At 63.5% G+C, this 26332-nt stretch carries 21 protein-coding genes; 11 read left to right on the forward strand and 10 right to left on the reverse strand.

The window, feature by feature from the left end:
- Positions 1–37: 37 nt before the first annotated feature.
- The gene (locus HGB41_RS18100; protein WP_171087027.1) at positions 38–3151 is read right to left on the reverse strand and encodes a DEAD/DEAH box helicase; all 3114 of its coding nucleotides are present in this window, start codon (positions 3149–3151) and stop codon (positions 38–40) included.
- A gap of 261 nt (positions 3152–3412) precedes the next feature.
- On the opposite strand from HGB41_RS18100, the gene HGB41_RS18105 reads away from it, so the two are divergent.
- Entirely contained in the window at positions 3413–5776 is a 2364-nt protein-coding gene (locus HGB41_RS18105; RefSeq protein ID WP_171087029.1) for a Tex family protein, read from the forward strand.
- A 199-nt stretch (positions 5777–5975) separates the two neighbouring features.
- Here HGB41_RS18105 and HGB41_RS18110 read toward each other — a convergent pair whose 3' ends face one another.
- Complete coding sequence (locus HGB41_RS18110; protein ID WP_171087031.1) at positions 5976–6260, reverse strand: hypothetical protein; 285 nt, start codon at positions 6258–6260, stop codon at positions 5976–5978.
- A gap of 65 nt (positions 6261–6325) precedes the next feature.
- Positions 6326–6637 (reverse strand): hypothetical protein, encoded by a 312-nt coding sequence (locus HGB41_RS18115; RefSeq protein ID WP_171087033.1) that lies wholly within the window; start codon positions 6635–6637, stop codon positions 6326–6328.
- Between the two features lie 177 nt (positions 6638–6814).
- On the opposite strand from HGB41_RS18115, the gene grxD reads away from it, so the two are divergent.
- Both grxD and HGB41_RS18125 read left to right on the forward strand, forming a co-directional pair.
- Entirely contained in the window at positions 6815–7129 is a 315-nt protein-coding gene (gene grxD / locus HGB41_RS18120) for a Grx4 family monothiol glutaredoxin (RefSeq protein ID WP_171087035.1), read from the forward strand.
- Between the two features lie 4 nt (positions 7130–7133).
- Positions 7134–7727 carry a UbiX family flavin prenyltransferase gene (locus HGB41_RS18125; protein ID WP_171087038.1) on the forward strand — a complete coding sequence of 198 codons (594 nt, stop codon included), beginning with the start codon at positions 7134–7136 and terminating at the stop codon, positions 7725–7727.
- Positions 7728–7743: 16 nt separating this feature from the next.
- Here HGB41_RS18125 and HGB41_RS18130 read toward each other — a convergent pair whose 3' ends face one another.
- From HGB41_RS18130 to HGB41_RS18140, 3 genes are all read right to left on the reverse strand, one after another.
- A complete protein-coding gene (locus HGB41_RS18130) occupies positions 7744–7917 on the reverse strand; it encodes a hypothetical protein (protein ID WP_171087040.1) in 174 nt (57 codons plus the stop codon).
- Positions 7918–8034: 117 nt separating this feature from the next.
- Positions 8035–8451 carry a hypothetical protein gene (locus HGB41_RS18135; protein WP_171087042.1) on the reverse strand — a complete coding sequence of 139 codons (417 nt, stop codon included), beginning with the start codon at positions 8449–8451 and terminating at the stop codon, positions 8035–8037.
- Positions 8452–8708: 257 nt separating this feature from the next.
- Positions 8709–9761: an MBL fold metallo-hydrolase gene (locus HGB41_RS18140; protein ID WP_171087044.1), complete on the reverse strand. Its 1053-nt coding sequence runs from the start codon at positions 9759–9761 to the stop codon at positions 8709–8711.
- Positions 9762–9909: 148 nt separating this feature from the next.
- Between HGB41_RS18140 and HGB41_RS18145 the strand changes: the two genes are divergently transcribed.
- The 8 genes from HGB41_RS18145 (at position 9910) to HGB41_RS18180 (ending at position 18601) form a co-directional block, all read left to right on the forward strand.
- Positions 9910–10311, forward strand: a complete 402-nt coding sequence (locus tag HGB41_RS18145) for a MerR family transcriptional regulator (protein WP_171087046.1) — start codon at positions 9910–9912, stop codon at positions 10309–10311.
- A gap of 215 nt (positions 10312–10526) precedes the next feature.
- Positions 10527–11711: an isovaleryl-CoA dehydrogenase gene (locus HGB41_RS18150; protein ID WP_171087048.1), complete on the forward strand. Its 1185-nt coding sequence runs from the start codon at positions 10527–10529 to the stop codon at positions 11709–11711.
- Positions 11712–11882: 171 nt separating this feature from the next.
- Positions 11883–13715: a bifunctional isocitrate dehydrogenase kinase/phosphatase gene (gene aceK, locus HGB41_RS18155; protein WP_171087050.1), complete on the forward strand. Its 1833-nt coding sequence runs from the start codon at positions 11883–11885 to the stop codon at positions 13713–13715.
- On the forward strand, positions 13712–14911 hold the full coding sequence (locus HGB41_RS18160) for an acetyl-CoA C-acyltransferase (RefSeq protein WP_171087052.1): 1200 nt from the start codon (positions 13712–13714) through the stop codon (positions 14909–14911). The genes aceK and HGB41_RS18160 overlap by 4 nt, the downstream gene beginning before the upstream one ends.
- A gap of 188 nt (positions 14912–15099) precedes the next feature.
- Complete coding sequence (locus HGB41_RS18165) at positions 15100–15768, forward strand: SDR family oxidoreductase (protein WP_171087054.1); 669 nt, start codon at positions 15100–15102, stop codon at positions 15766–15768.
- Between the two features lie 41 nt (positions 15769–15809).
- A complete protein-coding gene (locus HGB41_RS18170; RefSeq protein ID WP_171087056.1) occupies positions 15810–16937 on the forward strand; it encodes an acyl-CoA dehydrogenase family protein in 1128 nt (375 codons plus the stop codon).
- Positions 16937–17473, forward strand: a complete 537-nt coding sequence (locus HGB41_RS18175) for a GNAT family N-acetyltransferase (protein WP_171087058.1) — start codon at positions 16937–16939, stop codon at positions 17471–17473. Before HGB41_RS18170 ends, HGB41_RS18175 begins: the two co-directional genes overlap by 1 nt.
- Before the next feature lie 57 nt (positions 17474–17530).
- A complete protein-coding gene (locus HGB41_RS18180; protein ID WP_171087059.1) occupies positions 17531–18601 on the forward strand; it encodes an MORN repeat-containing protein in 1071 nt (356 codons plus the stop codon).
- Between the two features lie 21 nt (positions 18602–18622).
- On the opposite strand, the gene HGB41_RS18185 is transcribed toward HGB41_RS18180, so the two are convergent.
- The 4 genes from HGB41_RS18185 to HGB41_RS18200 all read right to left on the reverse strand — a co-directional run bounded on the left by HGB41_RS18185 (position 18623) and on the right by HGB41_RS18200 (position 26281).
- The gene (locus HGB41_RS18185; RefSeq protein WP_171087060.1) at positions 18623–19672 is read right to left on the reverse strand and encodes a S66 peptidase family protein; all 1050 of its coding nucleotides are present in this window, start codon (positions 19670–19672) and stop codon (positions 18623–18625) included.
- Between the two features lie 240 nt (positions 19673–19912).
- Positions 19913–22762 (reverse strand): TonB-dependent receptor domain-containing protein, encoded by a 2850-nt coding sequence (locus tag HGB41_RS18190; RefSeq protein ID WP_171087061.1) that lies wholly within the window; start codon positions 22760–22762, stop codon positions 19913–19915.
- Between the two features lie 187 nt (positions 22763–22949).
- A complete protein-coding gene (locus HGB41_RS18195; RefSeq protein WP_171087062.1) occupies positions 22950–24749 on the reverse strand; it encodes an ABC transporter substrate-binding protein in 1800 nt (599 codons plus the stop codon).
- A complete protein-coding gene (locus HGB41_RS18200; RefSeq protein WP_171087063.1) occupies positions 24746–26281 on the reverse strand; it encodes a serine hydrolase domain-containing protein in 1536 nt (511 codons plus the stop codon). The genes HGB41_RS18195 and HGB41_RS18200 overlap by 4 nt, the downstream gene beginning before the upstream one ends.
- Positions 26282–26332 lie beyond the last annotated feature (51 nt).

The following is a 26332-nucleotide window of genomic DNA, read 5'->3' on the forward strand; positions in this document are numbered from 1 at the left end:
CTGCCCACGCTACGAACCACAATACGCGAACGTATCCTTACTCTTCCAGCGGCGCGAAAATCGCCTGCAGGTCTTCCTGCGTCAGCGCCATCTTCTGCGATTCGCCTTCGGCCAGGATCGAATTGGCCAGTTCCGACTTCTTCTGCTGCAGCAGCTGGATCTTTTCTTCCAGCGTGCCCTTGGCAATCAGCTTGTAGACGAACACCGGCTTGTCCTGCCCGATGCGCCAGGCGCGGTCGGTGGCCTGGTTCTCGGCTGCCGGGTTCCACCACGGGTCGTAGTGGATTACGGTGTCGGCAGCGGTCAGGTTCAGGCCCACGCCGCCGGCCTTCAGGCTGATCAGGAAGATCGGCACCGCACCCTGCTGGAAAGCCGCCACCTGCGCCGAACGATCGCGGGTTTCGCCGGTGAGCAGCGCGTAGCGGATGTCGCGCTGCTGCAGCTCTTCTTCGATCAGCGCCAGCATGCTGGTGAACTGCGAGAACACCAGAATCTTGCGGCCTTCGCCGAGCAGGTCTTCGACCATTTGCATCAGGTCGGTCAGCTTGGCCGAGATCGCGGCGGTGTTCTTCTTGGCCGGCATGGCCTTTACCAGCCGCGGGTCGCAGCAGACCTGGCGCAGCTTGAGCAGCGCCTCGAGGATCACGATCTGGCTGCGCGCCACGCCCTTGCGGTCGATCTCTTCGCGCACCTTCTTGTCCATCGCCAGGCGCACGGTTTCGTACAGGTCGCGCTGAGGGCCCGAGAGCTCGATGCGGCGCACCATCTCGGTCTTCCGCGGCAGTTCCTTGGCCACGTTGTCTTTCGTGCGGCGCAGCAGGAAAGGCTTGATGCGGCGGTTCAGCAGCATGCGGCGCACCGGGTCGTCCTGGCGCTCGATCGGGTGGCGGAACTGGCTGTTGAAGGTCTTCTCGTCGCCCAGCAGGCCAGGCAGCAGGAAGTGGAACTGCGACCACAGCTCGCCCAGGTGGTTCTCGAGCGGCGTGCCCGAGAGGCACAGGCGGTGCTGCGCATCGAGCGAGCCGGCCGTCTGCGCCGCCTTGGAGCGGGTGTTCTTGATGTAGTGCGATTCGTCCAGGATCACCAGATGATAGTGATGCTCGCGCAGCTTTTCCTCGTCGCGCGGCAGCAGCGCGTAGGTGGTCAGCACGATGTCGGCGCCGTCGATCTGGTCGAACAGGTCCATGCGCTCCTTGCCCTGCAGGAGCAGCACCTTCAGGCTCGGGGCAAAGCGCGCGGCTTCGTCGAACCAGTTGGCCATCAGGCTGGTCGGCGCAATCACCAGGGCCGGGCTGGTGAGGCGGCCGGCTTCTTTTTCGATGAGGATGTGGGCCAGCGTCTGCACGGTTTTACCAAGGCCCATGTCATCGGCCAGGATGCCGCCAAGGTCGTACTCGCGCAGGAACTGCATCCACGACAGGCCGTCGAGCTGGTAGTCGCGCAGCGTGGCCTGCAGGCCTTTTGGCGGCTCGACTTTTTTCACCGCGCCGAACTGGCTCAGTTTGCGGCCGGTCTCGCGCAGGCGTTCGCCGCCGCTCCAGTGCAGCTCGAGGCCGCGCGCCAGTTCTTCGAGGCGCGCCGCATCGAGCGTCGACAGGCGGATACGGCCCTTGATCTTGTCACTGAAATACAGCTCGCCCAGCGTGGCGAGGATGGGCTTCAGGCGGCCCCACGGCAGCGCCACGCGCACGCCGTCCGGCAAGGTCGCCAGCATCTGGTCGGCCTCCGAGTGCGCGGCCAGCACGGCCGGGTCAAAGTCGGCGGGGGCACTGCGAATCAGCTGCACCAGCACCGGCAGCAGCGGCACGCGCTGGCGCGCCACGATGATGCCCAGCTCCAGTTCGAACCAGGCATTGCCCGCCTCGAGCGGTTCGTCGATGTGGGCGTACCACTCTTCGACCGGCACCACGTCGTAGCGGTACTTGGCGGATTTCTGCACATGCCAGCCGGCGTCGCTCAGCGCATCGAGGTCGGCTTCGGCAAAGCGCAGCCAGTGCGCCTGGCTGTCCAGCGCCAGGGCACCGGCCATGGCGTTGAAGGGCGCGATGACCGGCTTGCGGAAGCCGGTCTCGTTCAATTTGTTGAGCGCCGCGGCTTCGGCTTTCGGGTCGCGTTCGATGATCTCGGTGACGTCGCCGATCTGGCGCACCACGCGCTGGGCCGGGTCGAAGGACACGCGTTGGCCGTCGTAGTCGTAGGCCAGCACGGCGAAGTCTTGCCAGCGCGCGGCGCCGCCATCGGCCATCTGCACCGAATCGAGCAGCAGGTGCGGTATTGGTTTCACGTCATTGCGCAGGCGCTGGGTAAGCGGCTGCGGCAGCGGCATCAGGCCCTGCAGGCCATGCGCCAGCAGCAGTTGCGAGACGCGCTTCTTGTCGGTGCCGGTGAGCGTCGGGGCCTGCGCCACCAGCGCCTGCAGTTCGGCCAGCGAGATGTCGATGCCGCCGCGATTGAGTTCGAGCGGCCCGATCGACAGGTTGTCGATATACCACGGCGGGTCGGTCGGCAGCATGTAGTCGATCTGGTCGGCCGCGCTGTGGGTGGCGCCATTGGCCGGCTCGACCGACCATCCGAGCTTGGCGACGCGGCCTTCGTCGCGCCAGGCCAGGCTGGCCAGGCGCTGCGGGCCGGCCTGCAGCGGATAGACCAGGCCACCGGCCATGTCGGACCACGAGTTTGCCCACAGCAGCTTGCCCTGCTCGAGCAGCATCTGCAGCAGGATCGCGCCCACTTTACCTTTCGGTTCGGTGGCGCTGGTGCCCTGTGCGGACCCGCTGCGCATGGCGATAAAGAAGCGCACCAGGTCGACGTCTTCGCCTTCGAGATAGCTCGGCGGCGCCGACAGCAGCGAGAACACTTCGCTCACCGGGCTGGCCGCGGCGACGTCGCCGTTCGGGCGCAGGCGCGCCTTGCACAGGCAGATCGCGACGTGGCGTCCGCCGCTGGTGGGCGCCATCACGTAGACGAATTTGTACTGCACCGCTTTCGGATCGACGATCTCGTCGGTGAGTTTCGGCTGCGGATGCGCAGCCGCTTCGACCCGTTGCAGCCAGCTCACCACCGGCGCGGGCAGGGCAGGAGCGCGTGCGGGAGCGCGGGCGACTGGTGCTGCGTCGGCGGCGTTCTCGCGGTGATCATCGACTGTGTGCATTGGGTCTCGTGTGTTCGTATTAAAAACGACAATAAATACCATTATCCTTCATACGAGCACTTCCGTTTTGTTCGGAATCGCACGTAGCGGACAAAAACTCATTCGCGCCATTCTGCGCAGATTTTTCGCATGCGGATGCGATGTGCGCAGCCGACTGTTCTCGCATGATCGGATGCGGCTGTCAAGACTGGCGTATCCGCCGGGTTTGCGTATGATTGTTCGCTTGACCTTTGATTCACGCGACTTACGCGCCCTTGCACCATGCTGCCCTCCATCGAACAACGCCTCGCCCTCGAACTGTCCGCCAAACCGGTCCAGGTGGCCGCCGCCGTCGCCCTGCTCGACGAAGGCGCCACCGTCCCCTTCATCGCACGCTACCGCAAGGAAGCCACCGGGGGACTCGACGACATCCAGCTGCGCCTGCTGGAAGAACGCCTGCGCTACCTGCGCGAACTCGAAGACCGGCGCGCATCGATCGTCGCCTCGATCACCGAACAGAACAAGATGACGCCGGAGCTGCTGCAAGCGATTGCGCTGGCCGAAGACAAGACCCGTCTCGAAGACCTCTACCTGCCGTATAAGCAGAAGCGCCGCACCAAGGCCCAGATCGCGATCGAAGCGGGCCTGGCGCCGCTGGCCGACGCCCTGCTCGGCGACCCGATGCTGAACCCGGACGACGTGGCTGGCGGCTATCTGCGCGAAGCGTTCACCAATGCGGACGGCGGCGCCAACCCGGGCGTGCCGGATGCGAAAGCGGCGCTCGACGGCGCGCGCCAGATCCTGATGGAGCGCTTCGCCGAAGACGCGGCGCTGCTGCAGTCGCTGCGCGAATACGTGCAAGAGCATGGCGTGGTCGAATCCAAGGTTGTCGCCGGCAAGGAAGACGCAGGCGAAAAATTCGCCGACTATTTCGATTACTCCGAGACCCTGTCGACGATCCCCTCGCACCGCGCGCTGGCCCTGATGCGCGGCCGCCGCGAAGGCATGCTGGACGTGACGCTGCGCCTGGATACGGAAGCCGAGAAACCGAAATGGGACGCGCCGCACAATCCCTGCGAAGGGCGCATCTGCGCCGCCTTCGGCATCAAGTCTGCCGGGCGTCCGGCCGACAAATGGCTGCTCGATACCGCGCGCTGGACCTGGCGCGTAAAAAGCTTCATGTATATCGAGACTGAGCTGATGGGCGCCCTGCGCGAAAAAGCCGAACTCGATGCGATCCAGGTATTTGCCCGTAATCTGAAAGCGCTGCTGCTGGCCGCACCCGCCGGCCCGCGCGCCACCATGGGCCTGGACCCGGGCCTGCGCACCGGTGTGAAGGTGGCGGTGGTCGATGCCACCGGCAAGGTGGTCGATACCGCCACGATCTACCCGCACCAGCCGCGCAACGACTGGGACGGCTCCCTGCACGTCCTCGGCCAGCTCGCGGCCAAGCATAACGTGTCGCTGGTCTCGATCGGCAATGGCACGGCCTCGCGCGAAACCGACAAGCTGGCGCAGGACCTGATCAAGCAGCGCCCGGAACTCAAGCTCACCAAGATCGTCGTGTCCGAAGCCGGCGCCTCGGTCTATTCGGCCTCGGAATTCGCCTCGCGCGAACTGCCGGACATGGACGTGTCGATCCGCGGCGCGGTCTCGATCGCGCGCCGCCTGCAGGACCCGCTGGCCGAGCTGGTGAAAATCGACCCGAAATCGATCGGCGTCGGCCAGTACCAGCACGACGTGTCGCAGACCCAGCTGGCGCGTTCGCTCGACGCGGTGGTGGAAGATTGCGTGAACGCGGTGGGCGTGGACGTGAACACCGCCTCGGCGCCGCTGCTGGCACGGGTCTCGGGTTTGTCGTCGAGCGTGGCGCAGAGCATCGTGTCCTACCGCGATATGAAGGGCGCGTTTACCTCGCGCGCGGCGCTCAAGGCCGTGCCGCGCCTGGGCGACAAGACCTTCGAGCAGGCAGCCGGTTTCCTGCGCGTGATGAATGGCGAGAACCCGCTCGATGCATCGGCGGTCCACCCGGAATCCTATCCGCTGGTGCAGAAGATCCTGCTGGACCTCAAGCGCGACATGAAGGCGGTGATCGGCGACAGTGCGCTGGTCAAGTCGCTCAACCCGGCAAAATATGCGGACGAGAAGTTCGGCGTGCCGACCATCACCGACATCCTGAAAGAGCTGGAAAAGCCGGGCCGTGACCCGCGCCCGGAATTCACCACCGCCACTTTCAAGGAAGGCGTGGAAGAGATCTCGGACCTGCGTCCAGACATGATCCTGGAAGGCGTGGTCACCAACGTGGCCGCCTTTGGTGCGTTCGTGGACATCGGCGTGCACCAGGATGGACTGGTGCATATCTCGGCGCTGTCGAACACGTTTGTAAAAGATCCACACACGGTGGTGAAAGCCGGCCAGGTGGTCAAGGTGAAGGTGCTGGAAGTGGACCCAAAGCGCAAGCGCATCGCACTGACCATGCGCCTCACCGACTCGGCGCCACAGCCGGGTGCGAAGCCGGAACAGCGCGGCGACCGCAACGACAGCAAGCGCCTGGCGCAGCATCAGCAACAGCACCAGCGCCAGGAAAAATCCACGCCGGCGGCCGGCGGCGCGATGGCAGAAGCCTTCGCCAAGCTGAAGAAATGATGGGCGGGCTGTGAGGCGATGCCGGTCAAGTGAGAACCGTAGGGTGGGCGGCTTCGCCGCCCGCGCGTTCAAATCACGGTAATGCTGCCTGTGCAGCTATTCGAATTTTAACTATCACCGCGTGGGCGTTCGTAACTCAGACCATTGGCCTGAGTTACCCCGCCCACCCTACAAATTCCGCCAAGGCAAAGCCCCTACGTCAGCTGTGCTTGATGAGCAGCCCGACCAGGTAGACGGCGAGGCAGCCGAAGCCGATCAGCAGCATGCGCGCCTGCGGCATGGCCGGCACGCCGGTTTTCTTGACGTACATCGCGTCGCGCACCAGCAGCGCCGCGTACGCGAGCGCCGCGATGCCGCTGATGATGTCGCCGGTACTATCTCGCATGACGCCGCCGACGAGGTTGATCATGCCGGGAATACCGAGCAGGGCGGCGATGACGAGGTTGGCGTTCGAGGAAGGAACGCGTTTCGGTGGCTGTTGCATGGCGAGGACCTGCGAGTGAAAGGAATCCGCGCGATCATATCACCGGCCACCTGCCAGCGGACGGCTCAGGCGAAGACGCGCACCGCGGTCGATGTGACTTTCACCATAAAGCACAGTATGCACGCGCCGAAGCACACATAACCGACCATGGTCGTGCGGCTCGATTCGAGTTCGGCGCGCTTGCCCTGGCGCGCTTTCAGGGCGCAGTACAGCAGGAAAGCGCCCAGGGCCAGCCCCGATACGCTCGTCAAGACATCTACCAGCGGCGCCACCGTTAGTTCGGTTGCCACGTCATACAGGCCGGGGACGCCGAATAACACGGCCAGGATCCATAGCAGCGGCGTCGGCATGGCGGCAAAGCCTCGATGGTTCATCACGTTCAGCTCCAGCATCAACGGGTAAAGATCCCATGATAGCGAAGCTAATCGAGCAGAAACTTGCTAATTTTCACTATTGGCAAAAGATTTGAGCGCCTGGACCGGCTGCCAATGTCTGGCAGGCCGAATTCTTATAAAATGTCGCCATCTCACCCATTCTCACTGAAGGCAAACAATATGAGCGACGTTCAAACCTGGATCAAAGACACCGTGACCAACACCCCGGTGGTGCTCTTCATGAAAGGGACTGCCCAGTTCCCGCAATGCGGTTTCTCGGGCCGCGCCATCCAGATCCTGAAAGCCTGCGGCGTCGACAACATCGCTACCGTCAACGTGCTGGACGATGCCGAAGTCCGCCAGGGCATCAAGGATTATTCGAACTGGCCAACCATTCCGCAACTGTACGTGCGCGGCGAATTCATCGGCGGCTCGGACATCATGAATGAAATGTTCGAATCCGGCGAACTGAAGACCCTGCTGAACAACGGCTGAAACAATGGATGACCGCGTGCGCCGGATTATCGTCGCCATCACTGGCGCGACCGGCGCGACCTATGGCGTGCAGCTGCTCAAGCGCCTGCATGCCATGCCCGGCGTCGAAAGCCACTTGGTGATTTCCGACGCCGCCTCCCTTACCCTGCACCAGGAACTGGGCCTGCAGCGGCGCGATGCCGAAGCACTGGCCCACGTCGTCCACCGCAACCGCGATATCGGCGCCTCGATCGCCAGCGGCTCGTTCCAGACCGACGGCATGATCATTGCTCCCTGTTCGATGAAAACCCTGGCAGCGGTTGCGCATGGCCTGTCGGACAACCTCGTCACGCGCGCTGCGGATGTGATGCTGAAGGAAAGACGGAGGCTGGTGCTGATGGTGCGCGAAACGCCGTTCAACCTGGCGCACCTGCGCAATATGACGGCGGTGACGGAAATGGGCGGGATCGTGTTCCCGCCGCTGCCGAGCTTTTACCATCGCCCGGCGACCATCGAGGAGATGGTCGAACATACGGTCGACCGCGCGGTCGACCTGCTTGGGCTCGAGAATGCCCACGCCCCGCGCTGGGGCGGCATGAAAAGCGCGCCGGAGGCCTGACCGGCTTACCTCTGCTTCAGCGTTTGTCGCTGTCGAACGGGTCGTCGGCCTTCTTTGCCTCGCGCGCTTCTTCGATCATCCGCCGTTTGGCATTGCGTTGTCGCATCACTTCTGCATGGCGCGCTGCCGTCATCGGCGGGGCGGTCATGAGTTCCTTGAGCTGGGCGGTATTGGCGTAATTGTTTCGCATGCGGCAACTGCTCCTTGACGTGACCAGTGGCGGCGGATCCGCTCGCCACTTGGCTGATTATGAACCACTCCCGGCCGTTTGTGCGTTCCGGAGGTCACGAAAAGTGCACTTGCGAAACTATTTTTGCTCGGGCTTCTGGTGATTCATCCGCACCAGCATGCGAATGAACTCGCGGGCAAGCTGGCGGTGGTGTTCGTCAAGACGCTGCAAATCGGCAATCAGCTTCACGTCGGCGGACTCGAAACGCGCCCCGCCGCCGCCTTCGCTGCCGGCAGCGACATTCTCGGCGCCGCCGAAGCGCAGCCAGTCGGCAGGCACACCGAGCCACTGGGCGATCATGCGCAGCTTTTCCTGGGTCGGGATGGCTTCGCCCACCAGCCACTTGCGCGCGGCATGGACGGTAATCGGGCGGCCTTCGAACCTGATATTGAACTCCCTGGCGAGGCGGGTCGGGCTATCGGGGGAGTAATGAGCGTTCTTCAGCGCTTGCTGGAGACGCTCACTGAAGCTCTCCCGTTCATTGGATGAATTCATTGTGACACTTACAAATTGTATACGGATGGCCACGGACGGCCGGCTTCCTATTGCTGAGAAGCCTCGCGGATAATCATACCCTTAAAAATTAACAAAGATGTGATTATTTAATAGAATTCACCGGCTTTATAAGCAGGAAAACTATCTAATTTCTCGTTTATGCAAGAGAAAATATATCCTACCGGAAATTTTATGACCGCGCCGCACAATTCACAGCTATAAAGGGAGAGTTGACCCGGAACTGACCAATGCAATTGTTACAGAATCTGGAACCGTAGGATCCCGCCCGCATCTTTTGTCCGGCGCAGGATGCCGTCGCGCCAGAGCTTGTGAAGGTGGGCCAGGGCCTCGCCCAGCGCAAAGCTGAGCTGGTGGGCGTCGAGCTGGCGCCGGAACATGATGGGCACGATGTCGACCGCCGATTTCGGCTCGGCACAGGCCACCACCACTTCGGCCAGGCGCTCGGCATGATGGTCGCGCAACTGGGCGATCCGGGTATGCAGGCCGCGGAAGGGCTTGCCGTGCGAAGGCAGCACTAAGGTGTCTTCAGGCAAGTTTGTGAACTTTTCCAGTGAATCCAGGTAAAGCTGAAGCGGGTTGCCTTCCGGCTCGACCGCGAATACCGAGACATTGGTCGAGATCCGCGGCAGCACCATATCGCCGGAAATCAGGATATTCAAGGATTCGCAATACAGCGAGGCATGCTCGGGCGAATGGCCGAAGCCGGTGATGACGCGCCATTGCATGCCGCCGATGTCGACCTGGTCTCCATCCTGCAGGCGGGTATAGGCATCCGGCACGGCCGGCACCAGGGATGGATAGTAATTTTTGCGGCTGCGCATTTGATCGAGCATGGAGGCGTCGGTCAGGCCGTGGCGCTCGAAGTGCGGGATGGCCGACGGGCCATCGACACCGGGCAAGGCTGCCGCCATCATGCGGGCGAAGGCAAACTCGCCCGTGGTGGTCCAGAACGGCGCCTCGAAGCGCGCGCTGAGCCAGCCGGACAGGCCGACGTGGTCCGGGTGGCAATGGGTAGCGAATACGCGCAGCAGCGGCGCGCCGTGCAGGCCCTCGCCCAGCACCTGTTCCCAGGCGGCGCGGGTGGCGTCAGTGCCGGCGCCGCAATCGATCACGCTCCAGCCGGCCCTTCCCTCCTGCTCGTCCTTCAGCAGCCACAAATTGATGTGATCCAGCGCAAACGGCAGCGGCATGCGGATCCATACCAGCCCCGGCGCGATCTCGTGCAGGGTGCCGGGCGCGGGAATCGTGTCGCCAAGTGGATAGGCCAGCTGGGCTTCGAGCGGGTTCATGGAAATCTTTCGTGTCCGTGGAAAGGCGAGCGCGCTACAATGTGTTTAACGTTAACGTAAACGGAAATGCGCCGAGCCGTCATTTTAAGCCATTCCGCGTTTTGCCTTATTTGCCTGCCCTTTGCTGCCCTTGCCCTCATCGCCCACCATGGTCACCTACACCATCGCCGAACTGGCGCGCGAATTCGACATCACCGCCCGCGCCATCCGTTTCTATGAAGACCAGGGCCTGCTCAGCCCCATGCGCGAAGGCGTCGGCGGGCGCAACCGTGTCTACACCGCGCGCGACCGCACCCGCCTCAAGCTGACCCTGCGCGGCAAGCGCCTCGGCCTCACCCTGTCGGAAATCAAGAGCATCGTCGACATGTACGAGTCGCCGCGCGACACCGTGGCCCAGATCGACCGTTTCCTCGGCGTGCTGGCGCACCAGCGCGTGACGCTGGAACAGCAGCGTGCCGACATCGAGATGGCGCTGGAAGAAATTGCCGCGCACGAGGAAGAATGCCGCCGCCTGCTGCTCGAGAGCACCGAGCGCCAGGACGCTGCCTGAAGCACTGCCGGTTGGTTAACCCGGCTTTTTTTCGCCCTCTAGTTGACGTTTACGTTAACGTAAGAGGCGAGTATGATTCATTCCTAAAGCACCTGACAAAACCCTGAGGGCAAGGCGCATCGTCGAAGACAGTACGCTAGTACGGCAAGACGATGTAACGCCGCCATCAGGGGAATTGTCAGGCGCGCCCAACCACCGTTCACCAAGAGGACGACATGCTGCATCTCCCAGGCTTGACCTTTGACCATGGCGAAGACATCGCCGCACTGCGCGAAGCAGTCCAACAGTTCGCCGCGGCCGAAATCGCACCGCGCGCTGCGGAGATCGACCGCACTGACCAGTTCCCGATGGACTTGTGGAAGAAGATGGGCGAGCTCGGCCTGCTGGGCATCACCGTCAGCGAGGAATACGGCGGCGCCAACATGGGCTACCTGGCGCACATCATCGCCATGGAAGAGATCTCGCGCGCGTCGGCCTCGGTCGGCCTGTCCTACGGCGCCCACTCGAACCTGTGCGTGAACCAGATCAAGCGCAACGGCACCGAAGAGCAGAAACAGAAATACCTGCCGAAGCTGATCTCGGGTGAGCACATCGGTGCACTGGCCATGTCCGAGCCGAATGCCGGTTCCGACGTCGTCAGCATGAAACTGCGCGCCGAACTGAAGGGCGACCGCTACGTGCTGAACGGCACCAAGATGTGGATCACCAACGGCCCCGACGCCGACACGCTGGTGGTGTATGCCAAGACCGATATCGAAGCGGGCGCGCGCGGCATGACCGCCTTCCTGATCGAAAAAGGTTTTAAAGGTTTCTCGATCGCGCAAAAACTCGACAAGCTGGGCATGCGCGGCTCGCACACGGGCGAACTGGTGTTCCAGGACTGCGAAGTGCCGGTCGAGAACGTGCTGGGCGGCCTGGGCAAGGGCGTGAACGTGCTGATGTCGGGCCTGGACTTCGAGCGCACCGTGCTGTCGGGCGGTCCGCTGGGCATCATGTCGGCCTGCATGGACTCGGTGGTGCCTTACATCCACGAGCGCAAGCAGTTCGGCCAGGCCATCGGCGAGTTCCAGCTCATGCAGGGCAAGATCGCCGACATGTATTCGACCATGATGGCTTGCCGTGCCTACGTGTATGCCGTTGGTCAGGCCTGCGACCGCGCCGCCTCGCCGGAAGCAGTCCGTGCGCTGCGCAAGGATGCTGCCGGCGCGATTTTGTACTCGGCTGAAAAGGCGACCTGGATGGCGGGTGAAGCGATCCAGACGCTGGGCGGCAACGGCTATATCAATGAGTATCCGGTCGGCCGCCTGTGGCGCGACGCCAAGCTGTATGAGATCGGCGCGGGCACCAGCGAAATTCGCCGCATGCTGATTGGGCGTGAGTTGTTTGGCGAGACGATGTAAGGCAGATCAATGGCGTATGCCGCTCGTAGGGTGGTCGGCTTTGCCGACCGCGCGTTCAACCATAACCGGCATATAGATAACGCATCGGCTGGTTGAACGCGCGGTCGGGAGGACCCGACCACCCTACATTGCTAGAATGTCCGCTTTCCTGGATTGCGCGCGAGACGAACGATGACCCAGCAAGCGTTTCCCAAACTGCTGTCTTCCCAGATTGCCTTCGACATCGCGCGCACCATCCTGGATGGCTTCGACAAGCATTACCGCTTGTTCCGCCAAGCCTCCCAGCAGGCCAGGCGCTATTTCGAGACGGCCGACTGGAGCACTGCCCAGGCGGCGGCGCGCGAGCGCATCGATTATTACGACAAGCGGGTGCAGGAATGCGTGCATGTACTCGAAGACGAGTACTCGCCCGAAGAACTCACCGACCTGGTCTGGCGCGAAACCAAGCTGCACTATATTGGCCTGCTGTCGGGCCACAAGCAGCCGGAACTGGCCGAGACCTTCTTCAATTCGGTCAGCTGCATCATTTTGCATCGCAGCTATTACCATAATGACTATATCTTCGTGCGCCCGGTGATCTCCACCGAGTACATCGAGACCGACGACCTGCAGCCGACCTACCGCGTGTACTACCCGGCGGCGGACGGCCTGCGATTCGCCCTCAAGCGCGTCGTCACCAACTTCCAGCTAAACGTACCCTTCGCCGACCTCGACCGCGATGTCGCCCAGGTCGAGGCTCGCATTACCGAAGCCTTCGGTCTCGACCAGGCCGAACCGAATTTGCAGCTGCACGTACTGTCCAGCCCCTTCTTTCGCAACAAGGGCGCCTATATTGTCGGCCGCGCCATCAATGGGCCGCGCGACTATCCCTTCGTGATCCCGGTACTGCACAATCGCCAGGGCGAGCTGGTGCTCGACACGGTGCTGACCGACGTGTATCACATCACCCTGCTGTTCAGCTTCACGCGCGCCTACTTTTTGGTAGACATGGAAGTGCCGTCGGCGTTCGTGGGCTTCCTGCGCAGCCTGATGCCGCGCAAGCCGCGCAGCGAAATCTATACCGTGCTGGGCCTGCAGAAGCAGGGCAAGACCCTGTTCTACCGCGACTACCTGCAGCACCTGAAACACAGCTCGGACCGCTTCCAGATCGCGCCCGGCATCCGCGGGCTGGTGATGCTGGTGTTCGAACTGCCGTCCTTCCCCTATGTGTTCAAGGTGATCAAGGATTTCTATCCGCCCCCGAAGGACACCACGCGCGCGCTGGTCAAGGAAAAATACTTGCTGGTGAAGCACCACGACCGCGTCGGGCGCATGGCAGATACCCTCGAATATTCCGACGTCGCCTTCCCGCTGGCGCGCTTTTCCGAAGAGCTGCTGGCCGAACTGAAGGAATTCGCGCCCTCACTGGTCGAGATCGAAGGCGAGCGCATTATCGTGCGCCACCTGTATATCGAGCGCCGCATGGTGCCGCTGAATATTTATCTCGGCAATGCGCAGGAACAGGGAAACGAGGAACGCATCGAGCACGGCGTGATCGAATATGGGAATGCGATCAAGGACCTGGTGGCGGCGAATATCTTCCCCGGCGATATGCTGTATAAAAATTTCGGCGTCACCCGCCACGGCCGCGTCGTGTTCTATGATTACGATGAGATCGAGTACCTCACCGACTGCCATTTTCGCGATATCCCGGAAGCGCGCAACGAAGAAGACGAGATGTCGGCAGAACCGTGGTACCCGATCGGCAAGCACGACGTCTTCCCGGAACAATTCGGCCGCTTTTTGCTTGGAAATCCCAGGATTCGTCACTACTTTATGAAACACCACGCGGACTTGCTTACCCGCGATTATTGGCAGTCCCACAAGGACCGCATATTGGCGGGCGTCGTCGACGACGTCTTCCCGTACCCGCAGCAGATCCGCTTTTGCAATCACCAGGCTATCCCCACCCCGGCGCCGCAGCATTCACCTGCACAGCCAACCATTTTGGAGAACACACAATGAATGATCCAGTCGTTATCGTTGGCGCCGCCCGTACCCCGATGGGTGCCTTCCAGGGCGATTTCTCGTCGAAGTCGGCGAGCGACCTCGGCGCGGTGGCGATCAAGGCCGCAGTCGAGCGCGCCGGCGTATCCGCCGACAGCATCGAACACGTCTACTTCGGCAACTGCCTGATGGCCGGCCAGGGCCAGGCCCCGGCGCGCCAGGCGCTGATCAAGGCCGGCCTGCCGATGTCGGTCGGCGCCGTGACCCTGTCGAAAATGTGCGGCTCGGCGATGCAGGCCGCGATCTTCGCGCATGACCAGCTGGTGGCCGGCAGCGCCGACATCGTGGTCGCCGGCGGCATGGAATCGATGACCAACGCCCCTTACCTGATCCCGAAAGCGCGCGGCGGCTACCGCATCGGCCACGCGCCGATGTTCGACCACATGATGATGGACGGCCTGGAAGACGCCTACTCGCGCAACGAGAAGACCGGCGAAGGCCGTTCGATGGGCACCTTCGCCGAAGAATGCGTGGCGACTTACCAGTTCTCGCGCGAAGAGCAGGACAACTTTGCCATTGAATCGGTCAAGCGCGCGCAGGCTGCCAACAACGAAGGCTGGTTCAACTGGGAAGTCGCGCCGGTGAGCGTGGCTACCCGCGCCGGCGAGCTGGTAGTCGAGAAGGACGAAGGCCCGCTGAAGGCCAAGATCGACAAGATCCCGTCGCTCAAGCCTGCCTTCAAGAAGGACGGCACCGTGACCGCCGCATCGTCCTCGTCGATCAACGACGGCGCCGCCGCCCTGGTGATGATGCGCGAATCGAAGGCCAAGGAACTGGGCCTGGCCCCGATCGCCCGCGTGATCGGCCACGCTACGTTCGCGCAGGAACCGAACCTGTTCACCACCGCCCCGATCGGCGCGATGCAGAAGCTGTTCAAGAAGACCGGCTGGACCGCCGCCGACGTCGACCTGTTCGAGATCAACGAAGCCTTTGCCGCGGTGCCGATGGCCGCCATGCGCGACCTCGACATCCCGCACAACAAGGTCAACATCCACGGCGGCGCCTGCGCCCTGGGCCACCCGATCGGCGCATCGGGCGCGCGCATCATCGTGACCCTGCTGGGCGCGCTCAAGCGCACCGGCGGCAAGCGCGGCGTCGCGTCGCTGTGCATTGGTGGCGGTGAAGCGACGGCGATGGCGATCGAGCTGGTTTAATCACGAAATGTGGTTAATGGAATGGTTTTTACTTGCATTAACCACAATACGATATGAATCGCGATCCCGTAGGGTGGGCAGGTTCCCTGCCCACGCGTTCAACGAAAGAACGCGTCACCACAATGCATCCATGAGTTGAACGCGCGGTCGGCGAAGCCGACCACCCTACGAATGAAAAGGAGCCTGTCATGCCTACTGCCCTGATCCTCGGCGCCTCGCGCGGCATCGGCCACGAGATGGTGCGCCAGTACCGCATCGATGGCTGGCGCGTCATCGCCACTGCCCGCAAGCAGGAAGACTGCGACGAACTCGCCCAGCTGGGCGCCGTCGCCCACCAGCTCGACGTGACGGGCGCCGAGTCGATCGCCGCGCTGGCCTGGCGCCTCGACGACGAACAGGTCGACCTGGCCTGGCTGGTGGCCGGCGTCTATGGCCCATCTGGCTCGAGCTTCCCGACCGGCCCCGAATTCGACACGGTCATGCACACCAACGTGCTGGCCGCGATGCGCCTGATCCCGGTCGTCGGCCCGCTGCTGGCCGACACCCGCGGCAAGCTGGCCGTGCTGTCCTCCAAAATGGGCTCGATCGGCGCGCGCCACAGCACCGAAGGCACGCTCTACCGCGCCAGCAAGGCCGCACTCAATTCGGTGTTGGCCGATGCCGCCATCACCTATGGCGCGCAAGGCGTGACCTGCGTGGCCTTCCATCCGGGCTGGGTCCAGACCGACATGGGCGGCGCAGGCGCGGCCCTCACGGTCGAGCAGAGCGTGGGCGATTTGCGCGCCACGCTGGCGAAGCTGGACGCGTCCAGCAACGGCAGCTTCCTGAACCACGACGGCGAACCGATCCCCTGGTAAGCCGCACACCACATAACAAGACAACGAGACAACGAGACACGATGATACTGAGCGAAGAACACCAGATGATCCGCGACGCCCTGCGCAGCTTTTCGCAGGAGCGCCTGGCCCCCGGCGCCGCCCGCCGCGACAAGGAACACAGCTTCCCGAAAGAAGAGCTGAAGGAACTGGCCGCACTCGGCGCCTTCGGCGTCGCGGTGCCGGAACAATACGGCGGCGCGGGCCTCGACTACGTGTCGCTGGCGCTGGTGCTCGAGGAAATCGCGGCCGGCGACGGCGGCACCTCGACCATCATCTCGGTCAACAACTGCCCGGTATGCTCGATCGCCATGATGTATGCGAACGAAGAGCAGAAGGAGCGCTTTCTGCGCCCGCTGGCGCAAGGCGAGATGCTCGGCGCCTTCGCGCTGACCGAACCGCATACCGGCAGCGATGCGTCGGCACTGCGCACCACGGCCGTACGTGACGGCGACGACTACGTCATCAACGGCACCAAGCAGTTCATCACCAGCGGCAAATACGGCGACGTGGCGATCGTGCTGGCCGTCACCGACAAGGCGGCCGGCAAGAAGGGCATCAGCGCCTTCTGGGTGCCGACCGCGACGCCCGGCTATATCGTCGCCGGCATCGAAGAGAAGATGGGCCAGCACTCGTCGGACACCGCGCAGATCCTGTTCGACAATTGCCGCGTGCCTGCGGCGAACCTGATCGGCACCGAGGGCATGGGTTATAAAATCGCCCTGTCGGGCCTCGAGGGCGGCCGCATCGGCATCGCCTCGCAGTCGGTCGGCATGGCCCGCGCCGCGTACGAGGCGGCGCTGGCGTATTCGAAAGACCGTGAAAGCTTCGGCAAGCCGATCTTCGAGCACCAGTCGGTGCAGTTCCGCCTGGCCGAGATGGCGATGCAGATCGAGGCGGCGCGCCAGCTGATCCTGCATGCGGCCTCGATGAAGGATGCCGGCCTGCCCTGCCTGAAGGAAGCGGCGATGGCCAAGCTGTTCGCCTCCGAGATGGCCGAGCGCGTGGTGTCGAATGCGATGCAGGTGTTCGGCGGCTATGGCTATGTGGCCGACTTCCCGGTCGAGCGCATCTACCGCGACGTGCGCGTGTGCCAGATCTATGAGGGCACCAGCGACATCCAGAAGATCCTGATCGCGCGCGCACTGTGATGAGGGTTCGTCCTGCCACGCCGGAAGACCTGCCGGCGCTGTTCGCCTACCTGGGCGAACAGCTGGCGGAAAACGGCCGCGATGGCGCCCCGCTGTTCCAGCCGATGGAGCAGACCGATGCCGGTGTTCCGCCGGCGATGCAGGAGCGCTTCGCAAGCGGCATGGCGACGCCGGTCGGTGAGCCGGGCTGGCGCCATGTGTGGATTGCGCTCGACGAGCTTGGCGCGGTAGCCGGGCACATCGACCTGCGCAGCTATCCCGAGGCGGCATCGCGCCACCGCGCCCTGCTCGGCATGGGCGTGCGCCACGACCAGCGCCAGGCGGGCCTGGGCACGCGGCTGGTGCAGGAAGCGCTGGCCTGGGCCCGCGCCACGCCTCCTTTCGACTGGGTCGACCTGGAAGTGCTGTCGCAGAACCACAAGGCGCGCGCGCTCTACGTGCGCACCGGCTTCCACGTCACCGGCGAAGTGCCGGACCTGTACCGCATTGGCGGCGTGTCGGTTGGCGCGGTGTCGATGAGCTTCGCGCTGGCCTGAAGCAGTACTTATGCCGCGCGCATTGACCGGGTTCGCGGCAGGTCCAATACTCGCGGGATGACTCGTTTATCCCGTTCTCTCCTCGCTTTCATTCCTTTGCTGTGCGGCCTCGTTCACGCCGCCGAACCGGTTGCCTATCTCGGCAAAGCGGACTGCCGCATCGCACCGCTTTTGCCCGCACCCGTGAATGCTGCAGTGTCCTGGTCGGGCGCGTGCAAGGACGGTTACGCGGAAGGCAAGGGCGTGCTCGAATGGCAGGTAGTGGGCGACAGCAAGCGCCGGCTGGAGGGCGTTCTTGTCCGGGGGGAGCTGGGGGGCGAAGGCACCCTGACCTATGAGGCAGGCAAATACATCGGAACCCTCAGGCAAGGCATGCCGCACGGGACCGGCTATTTCGAGTATGCCAAAGGCGGCCAGTATGAAGGCGGCGTCGTGGACGGGCGGCCCGAAGGCACGGGTGTGCAGATCGCGCTGGACGGCTCGACCTACCAAGGCGAATGGAAGACGGGTAGGCGCCACGGCGCCGGTAAAGCCGTGTTCACGCTCGGCGGTAGCTACGAAGGGGAATGGCGCAACGGCCGGTTCCATGGCCTTGGGAAGATCGTCTATAACGGCAGTGGCCGAACCTATTCCGGTGAATTCGTCGATCATCGTGCCCTTGGTGCGACCCCCATGCCCAGCGGCGATTACGAACGGTTCGGCTTGAGGGACGAGTATCCTTCCGTCGGCTCGCACGTGCGGCGCGACCGCGTCCACGGCGCAGTTGCGCCGGTCGATGCGACCTGGCAGGCCTTGACGCCGGAACAGCAAAATATCATGCGAAACGCCTATCCCGCCCTCGACGATGACGATGAACCACCCTATCCACTCAAGGGCACGCGCGCGTTCTATGCGGGGGTGGCAAACCTGTACCGTAAATTTACCGACTTCCAGGGCGACGCGCTGGTCTATGTCACCGTAGGCGCCGACGGCGTGCCTGTGACGACCAGCACTTACGGCGTGAAGCACCAGGAGTTCGGGCGCTACCTGTCGATGATCGCCATGCTGCAGCGCTTCAAGCCGGCGCAGTGTGCCGGTTCGCCGTGCCAGATGATCTTCCCGATCAGATTCCGCTTCTACCTGAAATAAGCCGGTCCGGCGCACCGAGCCTCAAGACACGGCAGCTTCCAGCAGCGTCACGGTCTGCGCCGCGGTATCGAGCGTGGCCCGGACCCCGATTGGCAGCGTGAACTGGTTGCGGATATGGCCGATCGAATAGCCGGTCACCGCCGGAATCGTGAGGCGGTTGAGGTGCTGGGCGAAGGTCTCGTCCAGCGTCAGCGACGGGCGGTCCGGTTCGGGCTTGCAGTCTTCGCAGATGCCGACCATGACACCGGCGGCATTCGCCAGCCCGACCGACAAATCGAGCTGGGTCAGCCAGCGGTCGAGCCGGTAGGGCGCTTCGTCGACCTCTTCCAAAAACAGCAGGCTGTCTCGGAAGTTGGCGGCATACGGCGTGCCGCTCAGGGCCGCCACCAACGACAGGTTGCCGCCCATGAGCGGGCCTGTCGCCACGCCCGCCGTGATGGTGCGGATCCCGTAATGCGGTTCGGCCTGGGCGCGCAGCACGTTCTCCTGCGCCATCGGGATCGTGTACGGCGCACGCGGATCGCTCAACAAGGCCATCATGTGCTCTCGCGAGTAATCCGACAGCGTCGACGAGGCCACCGGGCCATGGAAGCTTACCAGGCCGGTCTTGTTGTAGATCGCCAGGTGGAGCGCCGTAATATCCGAGTAGCCGAGCAGGATGGTCGGGTTGCGGCGAATCAGGCCGTAGTCAAGGCCGGCGAGCAGCGAGATGCAACCGGAGCCACCGCGGATCGGCCAGATCATCTTCACTTCCGGATCGGCGAACATGGCGTGCAGGTCGGCCAGGCGCTGCTGCACCGAGCCGGCGTAGTTGCCGTGCACCGCTCGCAGGTAAGTACCCACTTTCACGCGCAGGCCCAGCGCTTCGATGTTGCGGATGGCTTTGTCGATGGAGCGATCGTTGGCGTAGCCGCCGGGGGCGACCAGGCCGACCAAATCGCCGGGGCGCACGCGCGGGGGTTTGATCAGCTTCTTTGTGGGACGGCGGGATGCACCGGAGGCAAGGCTGGGGAAGCTGGCGGCGATGCCTGCTGCGGTGAGGGCGCCGAAGCTGCGCCGGTTGATAGTCATGTGAAATGAGCTAAACAGTTACCGTCGTTCCGGCCAAGTTCTGCGTGCGTTGTGGTGACGCTTGCAAACTTGGAGTGGCCAATGCCAATGGCATTGGCCACGCCTTCGCCGGGATGACGTGCTGAGGTAACTGGAGAGAATGCACACTTCCACTGTTCATGCCCTCCACCACAAAGAAAAACGGCCCGCGCCGCAGAAGCTTTCGCCTCCCTCGACAGCGGGCCGCCATAAACGGTCAACTTAGAAGAACTTGTAGGTCGCCATCAGGGTGAACGAGCGGCCGCGCGGGTCGGCGACGCGTGGTTCCCACGAGCTGCCGGCGCCGGTGTTGCTGTCGTAGGTGATCGCGAACGGTGGATCTTCATCCAGCATGTTCTTGATGCCCGCGGTCAGCGACACGTTCTTGAAGCCGGTATAAGTCGCCGTCAGGTTGAAGATCGAGTAAGCATCGACTTTCGGGTTGTAGTTCGACGGTTTCACCAGGCCGTTCGCGACGCCCGGCAGCACCTGGTCGGTATAGCCCGAACGGTAGATGTTCTGCAGCATGCCGCTCCAGTTGCCGTACTTGTAGGTCGCGTAGGCGCTGTGCTTCCACTTCAGGCCCAGGTCGCCGGTGAAGATGAAACGGCCCACTTCGCTGGCGCCGAACGGGGCGTTGGTCGTCGGACGCGACTTCTTCTCGAGCAGGCGCGAACCGTCCAGCCCTAAGGTCCACGAGGAACCGGTGCTGAACTTGCCATTGAAGCGCGCACCCACCTCCAGGCCGCGGGTATGGCGCTCGCCGGCATTGACCCAGCGCTGGTCGATGATGATGATCTCGCCGGCGGCGTTGCGGATGAACTGCTCTTCGAACAGGTTGTAGTTCGCGACCATGGTCGTGATCGGGAACACGTCGATGGTATTTTCCTTGCGGATTTCCCACAGGTCGGCATTGGCCGAGAACCAGTTGAACGGCTCGAGGACGATACCAACGGTCGCCTGCTTCGCGGTTTCCGGGCCCAGGTTGGCCTTGCCGCCGGTGACATAGCTCGGATTGATCGATTCGCAACCAGGACGGCTGGCATCGACCAGGCCGGTCGGGCACCTGGCCGGGTCGACCAGGTCCTTGCCGGCGTACGGCGATTCGGTCAGGCCATTGAACAGCTGGTTGAACGACGGGGCGCGGAAGCCTTCGTTGTACGAACCGCGGAACAGCACCTGCGGGATCGGCTGGTAGCGGAACGCGATCTTCGGGTTGGTCGTGCTGCCGATGCCGCTGTAGTTGTCGCGGCGGATGGCCAAGGTCACTTCCATGTCCTTGATCACCGGGACCAGCAGCTCGGCGTAGACCGCCTTGATATCGCGGTGCACGTTGTCCAGCGCGTTGGCATCGTCGAAGGGCGCGTTCAGGATCGCCGGACGGGCGGCAGCGGCACGGGCGTCGCCGTTGAACTTGTACTCTTCGCGGCGCAGGTCGGTGCCGATGGCGGCCATCACCGAACCGGCAGGCAGCTTGAAGATTTCACCCGACAGGGCGGCATCGACCTGGGTCAGAATGGTCTTGCCGCCGTACAGGGTCACGCCTGCGGCCGAAGTGCTCTTGATCAGGTCGATCGCTTCCTGCGACTGGGTCTGGCCCGGCAGCAGGAAAGGATTGATCTTGCCGCTGCCCAGCGCATTGGCCAGGGCGACGGTGTAGTTGAAGCCGGTGCCCAGTTGCGATTCCGACTCGCTGAAGGCGCGCGAAGCACCGACACGGTAGTCGAAACGGTTGCCGAACAGGTTCAAGGGGCCATCGGCGCCAACCAGGAAGCGAGCTGCCTTGGTTTCGGTGACGATCTCGCGGTTGCCGCAGTCCATGCAGCGCCAGCGGTAGGCGATTGGCAGCCCGCGGTTCGCCGAAATGCTCGGGAAGACGGCGACCAGGCGGTTGTAGACGTCGTTATAGGCCGCACCGGTGCTCGGGTAGAACGAGCTGGCGCCGAAGGTCGTGGCGCCCGGCGAGATCTGGTTCGGCGAGAAGCGCTTGGACACTTCCACGTTCGAGCCCACGCCTTCGATGAAGAACTGGTGCTCGCCCGACTGGAAAGTGGCACGCGCCAGGGCATTGCTGTTCTTGACCGGCTGCTGCAGGACGGCGGCACGGCCGGTGTCCCAGGCGCAGCCATAGGCGGCGCCGGCGCTGTTCCACAGCTTCTCGTCGTACGGACCCATGCCGTCGATGCTGGTGCAGCCGGCGCCGCCCGGCAGGTCGAGGATGCTGATGCCGTTATAGGTCGTGGTGCCACCGCCCGGGATGGTCGGGCCGGTGCCGGTGCGCGACAGCAGGGTCGGCGCAAGCGTGGTGGCGAAAATGTTCGCATGCGGCGAACCTCGGGTATCGACCGACACGCCGCGGTCCGGCTGGAAGGTGTTGACGAAGTCGCGCTGGTCGCCGCGCAGGGCCTTGTTCTGGCTGTGCGCCACGGTGGCCAGCACGTTCCAGCCGTTCGCATCGAGGTCGCCCCAGCCGCCGGTCAGCGAGACGCGGCCGATTTCGCCGCCGCTTTCCTGGGCGACGTCGGTGAAGGCCTGGGCTTCCAGGCCGTTGTAGTTTTTGCGCAGGATGAAGTTGATGACGCCGCCGATCGCGTCGGTGCCGTAGATGGCCGATGCGCCGTCTTTCAGCACTTCGACGCGTTCCACCGCCGCCATCGGGATCGAGTTCAGGTCGACTGCCGAACCCTTCATGCCGTGGGTCGCCACGCGGCGGCCGTTGAGCAGCACCAGGGTCGAATCCGAGCCCTGGCCGCGCAGGTTGGCCGACGAGGCGCCGTTGTTGCCGCGCTGGGCGCCGGAGGTGACGTCGGCGTTCGAGGCCAGGTTGTCCGAGCCGTTGCCATTGACGTTGAGCGTCGCGATCAGCTGCTCGGCAGTGACGATGCCCTGGTCTTCGAGCTGCTTGCGCGAGATGATCTCGACCGGCAGCGCGCCTTCCTTGGCAATGCGTTTGATGCTACTGCCGGTGATTTCGACACGCTGGATCTTGCCGGTGACCGGGACGTCCTGGGCCATTGCTGGGCCGACTACGCCGATCAGGGCGATCAAATGGGCAAGCTTCTTTAACTTCACGCGTTTCTCCTAACGTTTTCCCTGGGCGGCCGGAGGGTGCGTCACCGGCTCGTATATATGTAATGTCTTGGCATTACGTTATTTTTTCCATTTCAGGGTACGCCGGGTTATTTGGCGCTATCCAATGAAATATCTGGCGGCCAGTATAACTAACAGGAATGTTTTATTTAGGAAAAACTAACGAAATCTAGCGCCTAGCCCGGCCGGAACGTGCCCTTTGCGCAACATCGACATCCAGGTAGCGCCACTGCGTAAATTCGACCGGATGGCGTTTGTAGTTTTTCAACCACGGATGGCGCAGGTCCCCCGACAGCACGTGGGTCAGCGGCACCCAGGGGTTCCAGGCGTGGAGCAGCTGGTTCATCTCGAAGTACAGCTTCTGGCGCTCCGGGCCGTCGCGCAAGGCGCGTGCATGTTCATAGCGCTGGTTATAGGCCGGCAGGTTGAAGCGCGAGTAATTGGCGCGGCCGGCATTCGGTCCGTACAGCAGCTGGTAAAAATTGTCGCCGTCCGGGAAGTCGGCGATCCAGTTACTTTCGAACATCTGGACCGTACCCAGGCGCGAGGCCTTGATGATCTCGGTCTTCTTGTCCGACTTGAAGGTGACGCGCAGGCCGATCGCATTCAGGCATTTGCGCCACAGCTCGTCGCGCAGGCGTCCACCCACGGTCGCTTCGCTGTGCATCGTGAGCGTCAGCGGACGGTCGTCGGGCGTACGCCTGAATCCATCCGCATCGCGCCGCGTATAGCCGTGGCGGTCGAGCAGCGCATTGGCAAGCGCCGGGTCGTAGGGCACCGGGCTGCGGTAGTTCGGGTCGTAACCGAGCACGTTGGGCGGTAGCGGCGACTCGGCCTTGATTGCGAAGCCTTTTTTCAGCAGCGCGATGTCTTCGGCATTGTTATAGGCCAGCGAGATTGCGCGGCGCAGCGCCAGCTTGTCCTTGCCGTAGCCGCCGACCACCGGGTCGGTCATGTTCATCCACATGTAATAGGTCTGCAGCACCGGGAAGCGCGACAGGGTGACGCCGCGCGCCGCCAGCTCGGGTTTCAGCTGGCCGTCCCGCACCACCATGTCGGTCATCGACTCGGGGATCTGCTCGAGGTAATCGTATTCGGCGTTCAGGAAGCCCAGCATGCGGCCCTGGAATTCCTCGGCGATGCGCACCTCGACGCGGTCCACGCGCGGCAGGCGCTTGCCGTTCAAGGCGGCGGCGATGGCCTTGTCTTCCGCGCTGTAATTCGCCCCGTCTCCCGGCGTGGCCTGGAACACGGCGCTCGAGTAGGGGTTGGCCAGCAGGATGATGCGGTCGCTGCGCTTCCACTCGCCGATCATGAAGGGGCCGGTGCCGATCGGATGGTTGCCGGCCTGGCCGGGATAGGCCTCGATCACTTCGCGCGCGACCACGCCGGTGGCCGACGTGGCGAGATAGAACAGGAAGTTGTTGTCCGGCGCCTTCAAACGAATGCGGAGCAGGTAGCGGCTAGGTGCCTGCAGGCCGGCGATGGGCGCGTCGATGTTGAAGTCCTCGCGCAGCGCCTCGTCGCCCGCGAGCTTCCCTTCGAACATATAGGCCCAGGGCGACTTGAGCGCCGGGTTGTACAGGCGCTTGATGCTGTAGACGTAGTCTTGCGCCGTCATCTCGCGTTTTATCCCCTTGAAGGCCGGGTCCGGGGTGAAGTAGATGCCGGGACGAATGCGGAAGGTGTAGCTCAAGCCATCGGCGCTGATCTCCGGCATGTCAGTCGCGGTATTCGGGCGCAGCCTGGCCGGGCGCGCCAGGTAGTCGTAGCGCAGCAGCGGATCGAACAGGTTTTCCAGCAGCGAGAGCGTGGCGTTGTCGGACGCCGAAGCCGGGTCCAGGCCGGTCTCGCTGGTGGACAGGAACATGCGCAGGACTTTTTCCTGCGGCTGCGCTGCCGGCTGCGCGCCCGCACTGCCGGCGCACAGCAGGGAGAACACGAGGGCGGTGGTCAGGCGAAATGTCATGGCTTGACTGGGGTAAGCTTGAGCTCCTGCACCTTGGGATCACGTTCGGGCGTGAGCGTGAATTTGACGGTCACCGTACCGCGCTCGCCATGCAAGGGGAAGCTGCCGCGCAGCCCGTTCTCGGCCTTGACCGGGCCGACCGAGGTGATTTTACCGATCGGCTCCAGCTTTTCGCGCGCGTGCACGATCCAGTCTTCGCGCGAGCGGTCGAGGAAGAAGTTGTCGGCCGTGATCGCGCTCCCCAGCGAAGCATCCCACGACTGCAGCAGTTGCGCCACTTGCAGTTGGCGCGTCGCCAGGATCGGCGATACGGCAACCGGGGCCGGGCCGAGATCGGCCCGCTCGACCAAGGTGACCAGCACCTTGGCCGTGGGGCCGTACACCGGCCCATAGCGCAGGTTGCTGAAGGCGAATACGCCGACCCCATGGTCCGGCGCGAAATAGTACTGGCTGCCGAAGCCGGGCAACCCGCCTCCATGGCCGGAGATCACCACGCCGCGGCTATCGCCTATCCATTCGAGGCCGTAGCCGTAGGAATGCATCCGCGGATTCGGAGTTTTGCCATCAAGCATAGTCGCCTTGCCGGCCAAGCTTTCAAATGCGTGCGGCTGATGCATCTCGCGCACCGAGGCACGGCGCAGCGGGCCGCGCTCCGGGTCGCTGCGGGCCGGCCAGGCGTCCAGGTGGAAGGCGATGTAGCGGGCAAAATCGTCGCTAGTGGTGATCAGTCCGCCCATTGCGGCGCCATCGCCATCGGGCAGGATCGGTTCAAGCTCCCAGTGGTCGCGGTCCCAGCGGTAGCCCAGCGCCAGCTTGCCCGGCGCGGCTTGCGTATATTCCCAGCGCGTGTTGTTCATCCCGAGCGGGCGCAGTACCTCGCGCGTGACGTAATCCTGGAAGCGCATGCCGGACGCCTTGCTGACCACCTTGCCCAGCATGATGTACCCCAGGTTGCTGTACTCGAAGCCGACGCCGGGAGCGTTGGAGAACGACAGCCCGCCGCCGACCAGCTGTTCGATCCTGGCGCTGGAAATGGCCATCTGGCGGTCGCCCCAGGGATTGTCTTCGGGCAGACCGGTGGTCATGGTCATCAGCTGGCGTATCGTCAGCGCGGGCGAGTCGGTGGTCGGCAGCTGGAGGCGGCGCAGTTCGGGCAGGTAATCGGCGACCGGATCCTCCAACCGCAGCTTGCCCGCGTCACGCAGCTTCAGTGCCGCCAGCGCCACGAAGCTCTTGGTCATCGACGCGATACGGAATTCGGTTGAATTCGTCGCAGGGATCTTGCTCCCGACATCGGCAAGGCCGAGCGCGCGAACATGCACCAGCTTGCCGTCCAGGACCACGCCATACACCAGGCCCGGCAGGTGTTCTTTGGCGGCAAGGTCCGCGTACAGCTTGTCGATTTCGGGAAGCAGCGCAGCAACGCGTTCGCTACGGCCAGGGGCCTGCGCCTGCGCGTAGCCATTCGCGGCGACGGCACTGCCGAGTGCGAAAACAAGGCTGCACAAGATACTGCAGGATTGACGATGCATGCTGGTCTCTTCCCGATAGGCGCGATTTTGGAGAGAAGATTATGCCCGGAT

This window comes from Telluria aromaticivorans (assembly GCF_013003915.1).
Lineage (GTDB): Bacteria > Pseudomonadota > Gammaproteobacteria > Burkholderiales > Burkholderiaceae_D > Telluria > Telluria aromaticivorans.

Coding starts and splice junctions, on each gene's coding strand:
- HGB41_RS18100 (WP_171087027.1), bottom strand. CDS start 3,151: ATGCACACAGTCGATGATCACCGCGAGAACGCCGCCGACGCAGCACCA.
- HGB41_RS18105 (WP_171087029.1), top strand. CDS start 3,413: ATGCTGCCCTCCATCGAACAACGCCTCGCCCTCGAACTGTCCGCCAAA.
- HGB41_RS18110 (WP_171087031.1), bottom strand. CDS start 6,260: ATGCAACAGCCACCGAAACGCGTTCCTTCCTCGAACGCCAACCTCGTC.
- grxD (WP_171087035.1), top strand. CDS start 6,815: ATGAGCGACGTTCAAACCTGGATCAAAGACACCGTGACCAACACCCCG.
- HGB41_RS18125 (WP_171087038.1), top strand. CDS start 7,134: ATGGATGACCGCGTGCGCCGGATTATCGTCGCCATCACTGGCGCGACC.
- HGB41_RS18130 (WP_171087040.1), bottom strand. CDS start 7,917: ATGCGAAACAATTACGCCAATACCGCCCAGCTCAAGGAACTCATGACC.
- HGB41_RS18135 (WP_171087042.1), bottom strand. CDS start 8,451: ATGAATTCATCCAATGAACGGGAGAGCTTCAGTGAGCGTCTCCAGCAA.
- HGB41_RS18140 (WP_171087044.1), bottom strand. CDS start 9,761: ATGAACCCGCTCGAAGCCCAGCTGGCCTATCCACTTGGCGACACGATT.
- HGB41_RS18145 (WP_171087046.1), top strand. CDS start 9,910: ATGGTCACCTACACCATCGCCGAACTGGCGCGCGAATTCGACATCACC.
- HGB41_RS18150 (WP_171087048.1), top strand. CDS start 10,527: ATGCTGCATCTCCCAGGCTTGACCTTTGACCATGGCGAAGACATCGCC.
- aceK (WP_171087050.1), top strand. CDS start 11,883: ATGACCCAGCAAGCGTTTCCCAAACTGCTGTCTTCCCAGATTGCCTTC.
- HGB41_RS18160 (WP_171087052.1), top strand. CDS start 13,712: ATGAATGATCCAGTCGTTATCGTTGGCGCCGCCCGTACCCCGATGGGT.
- HGB41_RS18165 (WP_171087054.1), top strand. CDS start 15,100: ATGCCTACTGCCCTGATCCTCGGCGCCTCGCGCGGCATCGGCCACGAG.
- HGB41_RS18170 (WP_171087056.1), top strand. CDS start 15,810: ATGATACTGAGCGAAGAACACCAGATGATCCGCGACGCCCTGCGCAGC.
- HGB41_RS18175 (WP_171087058.1), top strand. CDS start 16,937: ATGAGGGTTCGTCCTGCCACGCCGGAAGACCTGCCGGCGCTGTTCGCC.
- HGB41_RS18180 (WP_171087059.1), top strand. CDS start 17,531: ATGACTCGTTTATCCCGTTCTCTCCTCGCTTTCATTCCTTTGCTGTGC.
- HGB41_RS18185 (WP_171087060.1), bottom strand. CDS start 19,672: ATGACTATCAACCGGCGCAGCTTCGGCGCCCTCACCGCAGCAGGCATC.
- HGB41_RS18195 (WP_171087062.1), bottom strand. CDS start 24,749: ATGACATTTCGCCTGACCACCGCCCTCGTGTTCTCCCTGCTGTGCGCC.
- HGB41_RS18200 (WP_171087063.1), bottom strand. CDS start 26,281: ATGCATCGTCAATCCTGCAGTATCTTGTGCAGCCTTGTTTTCGCACTC.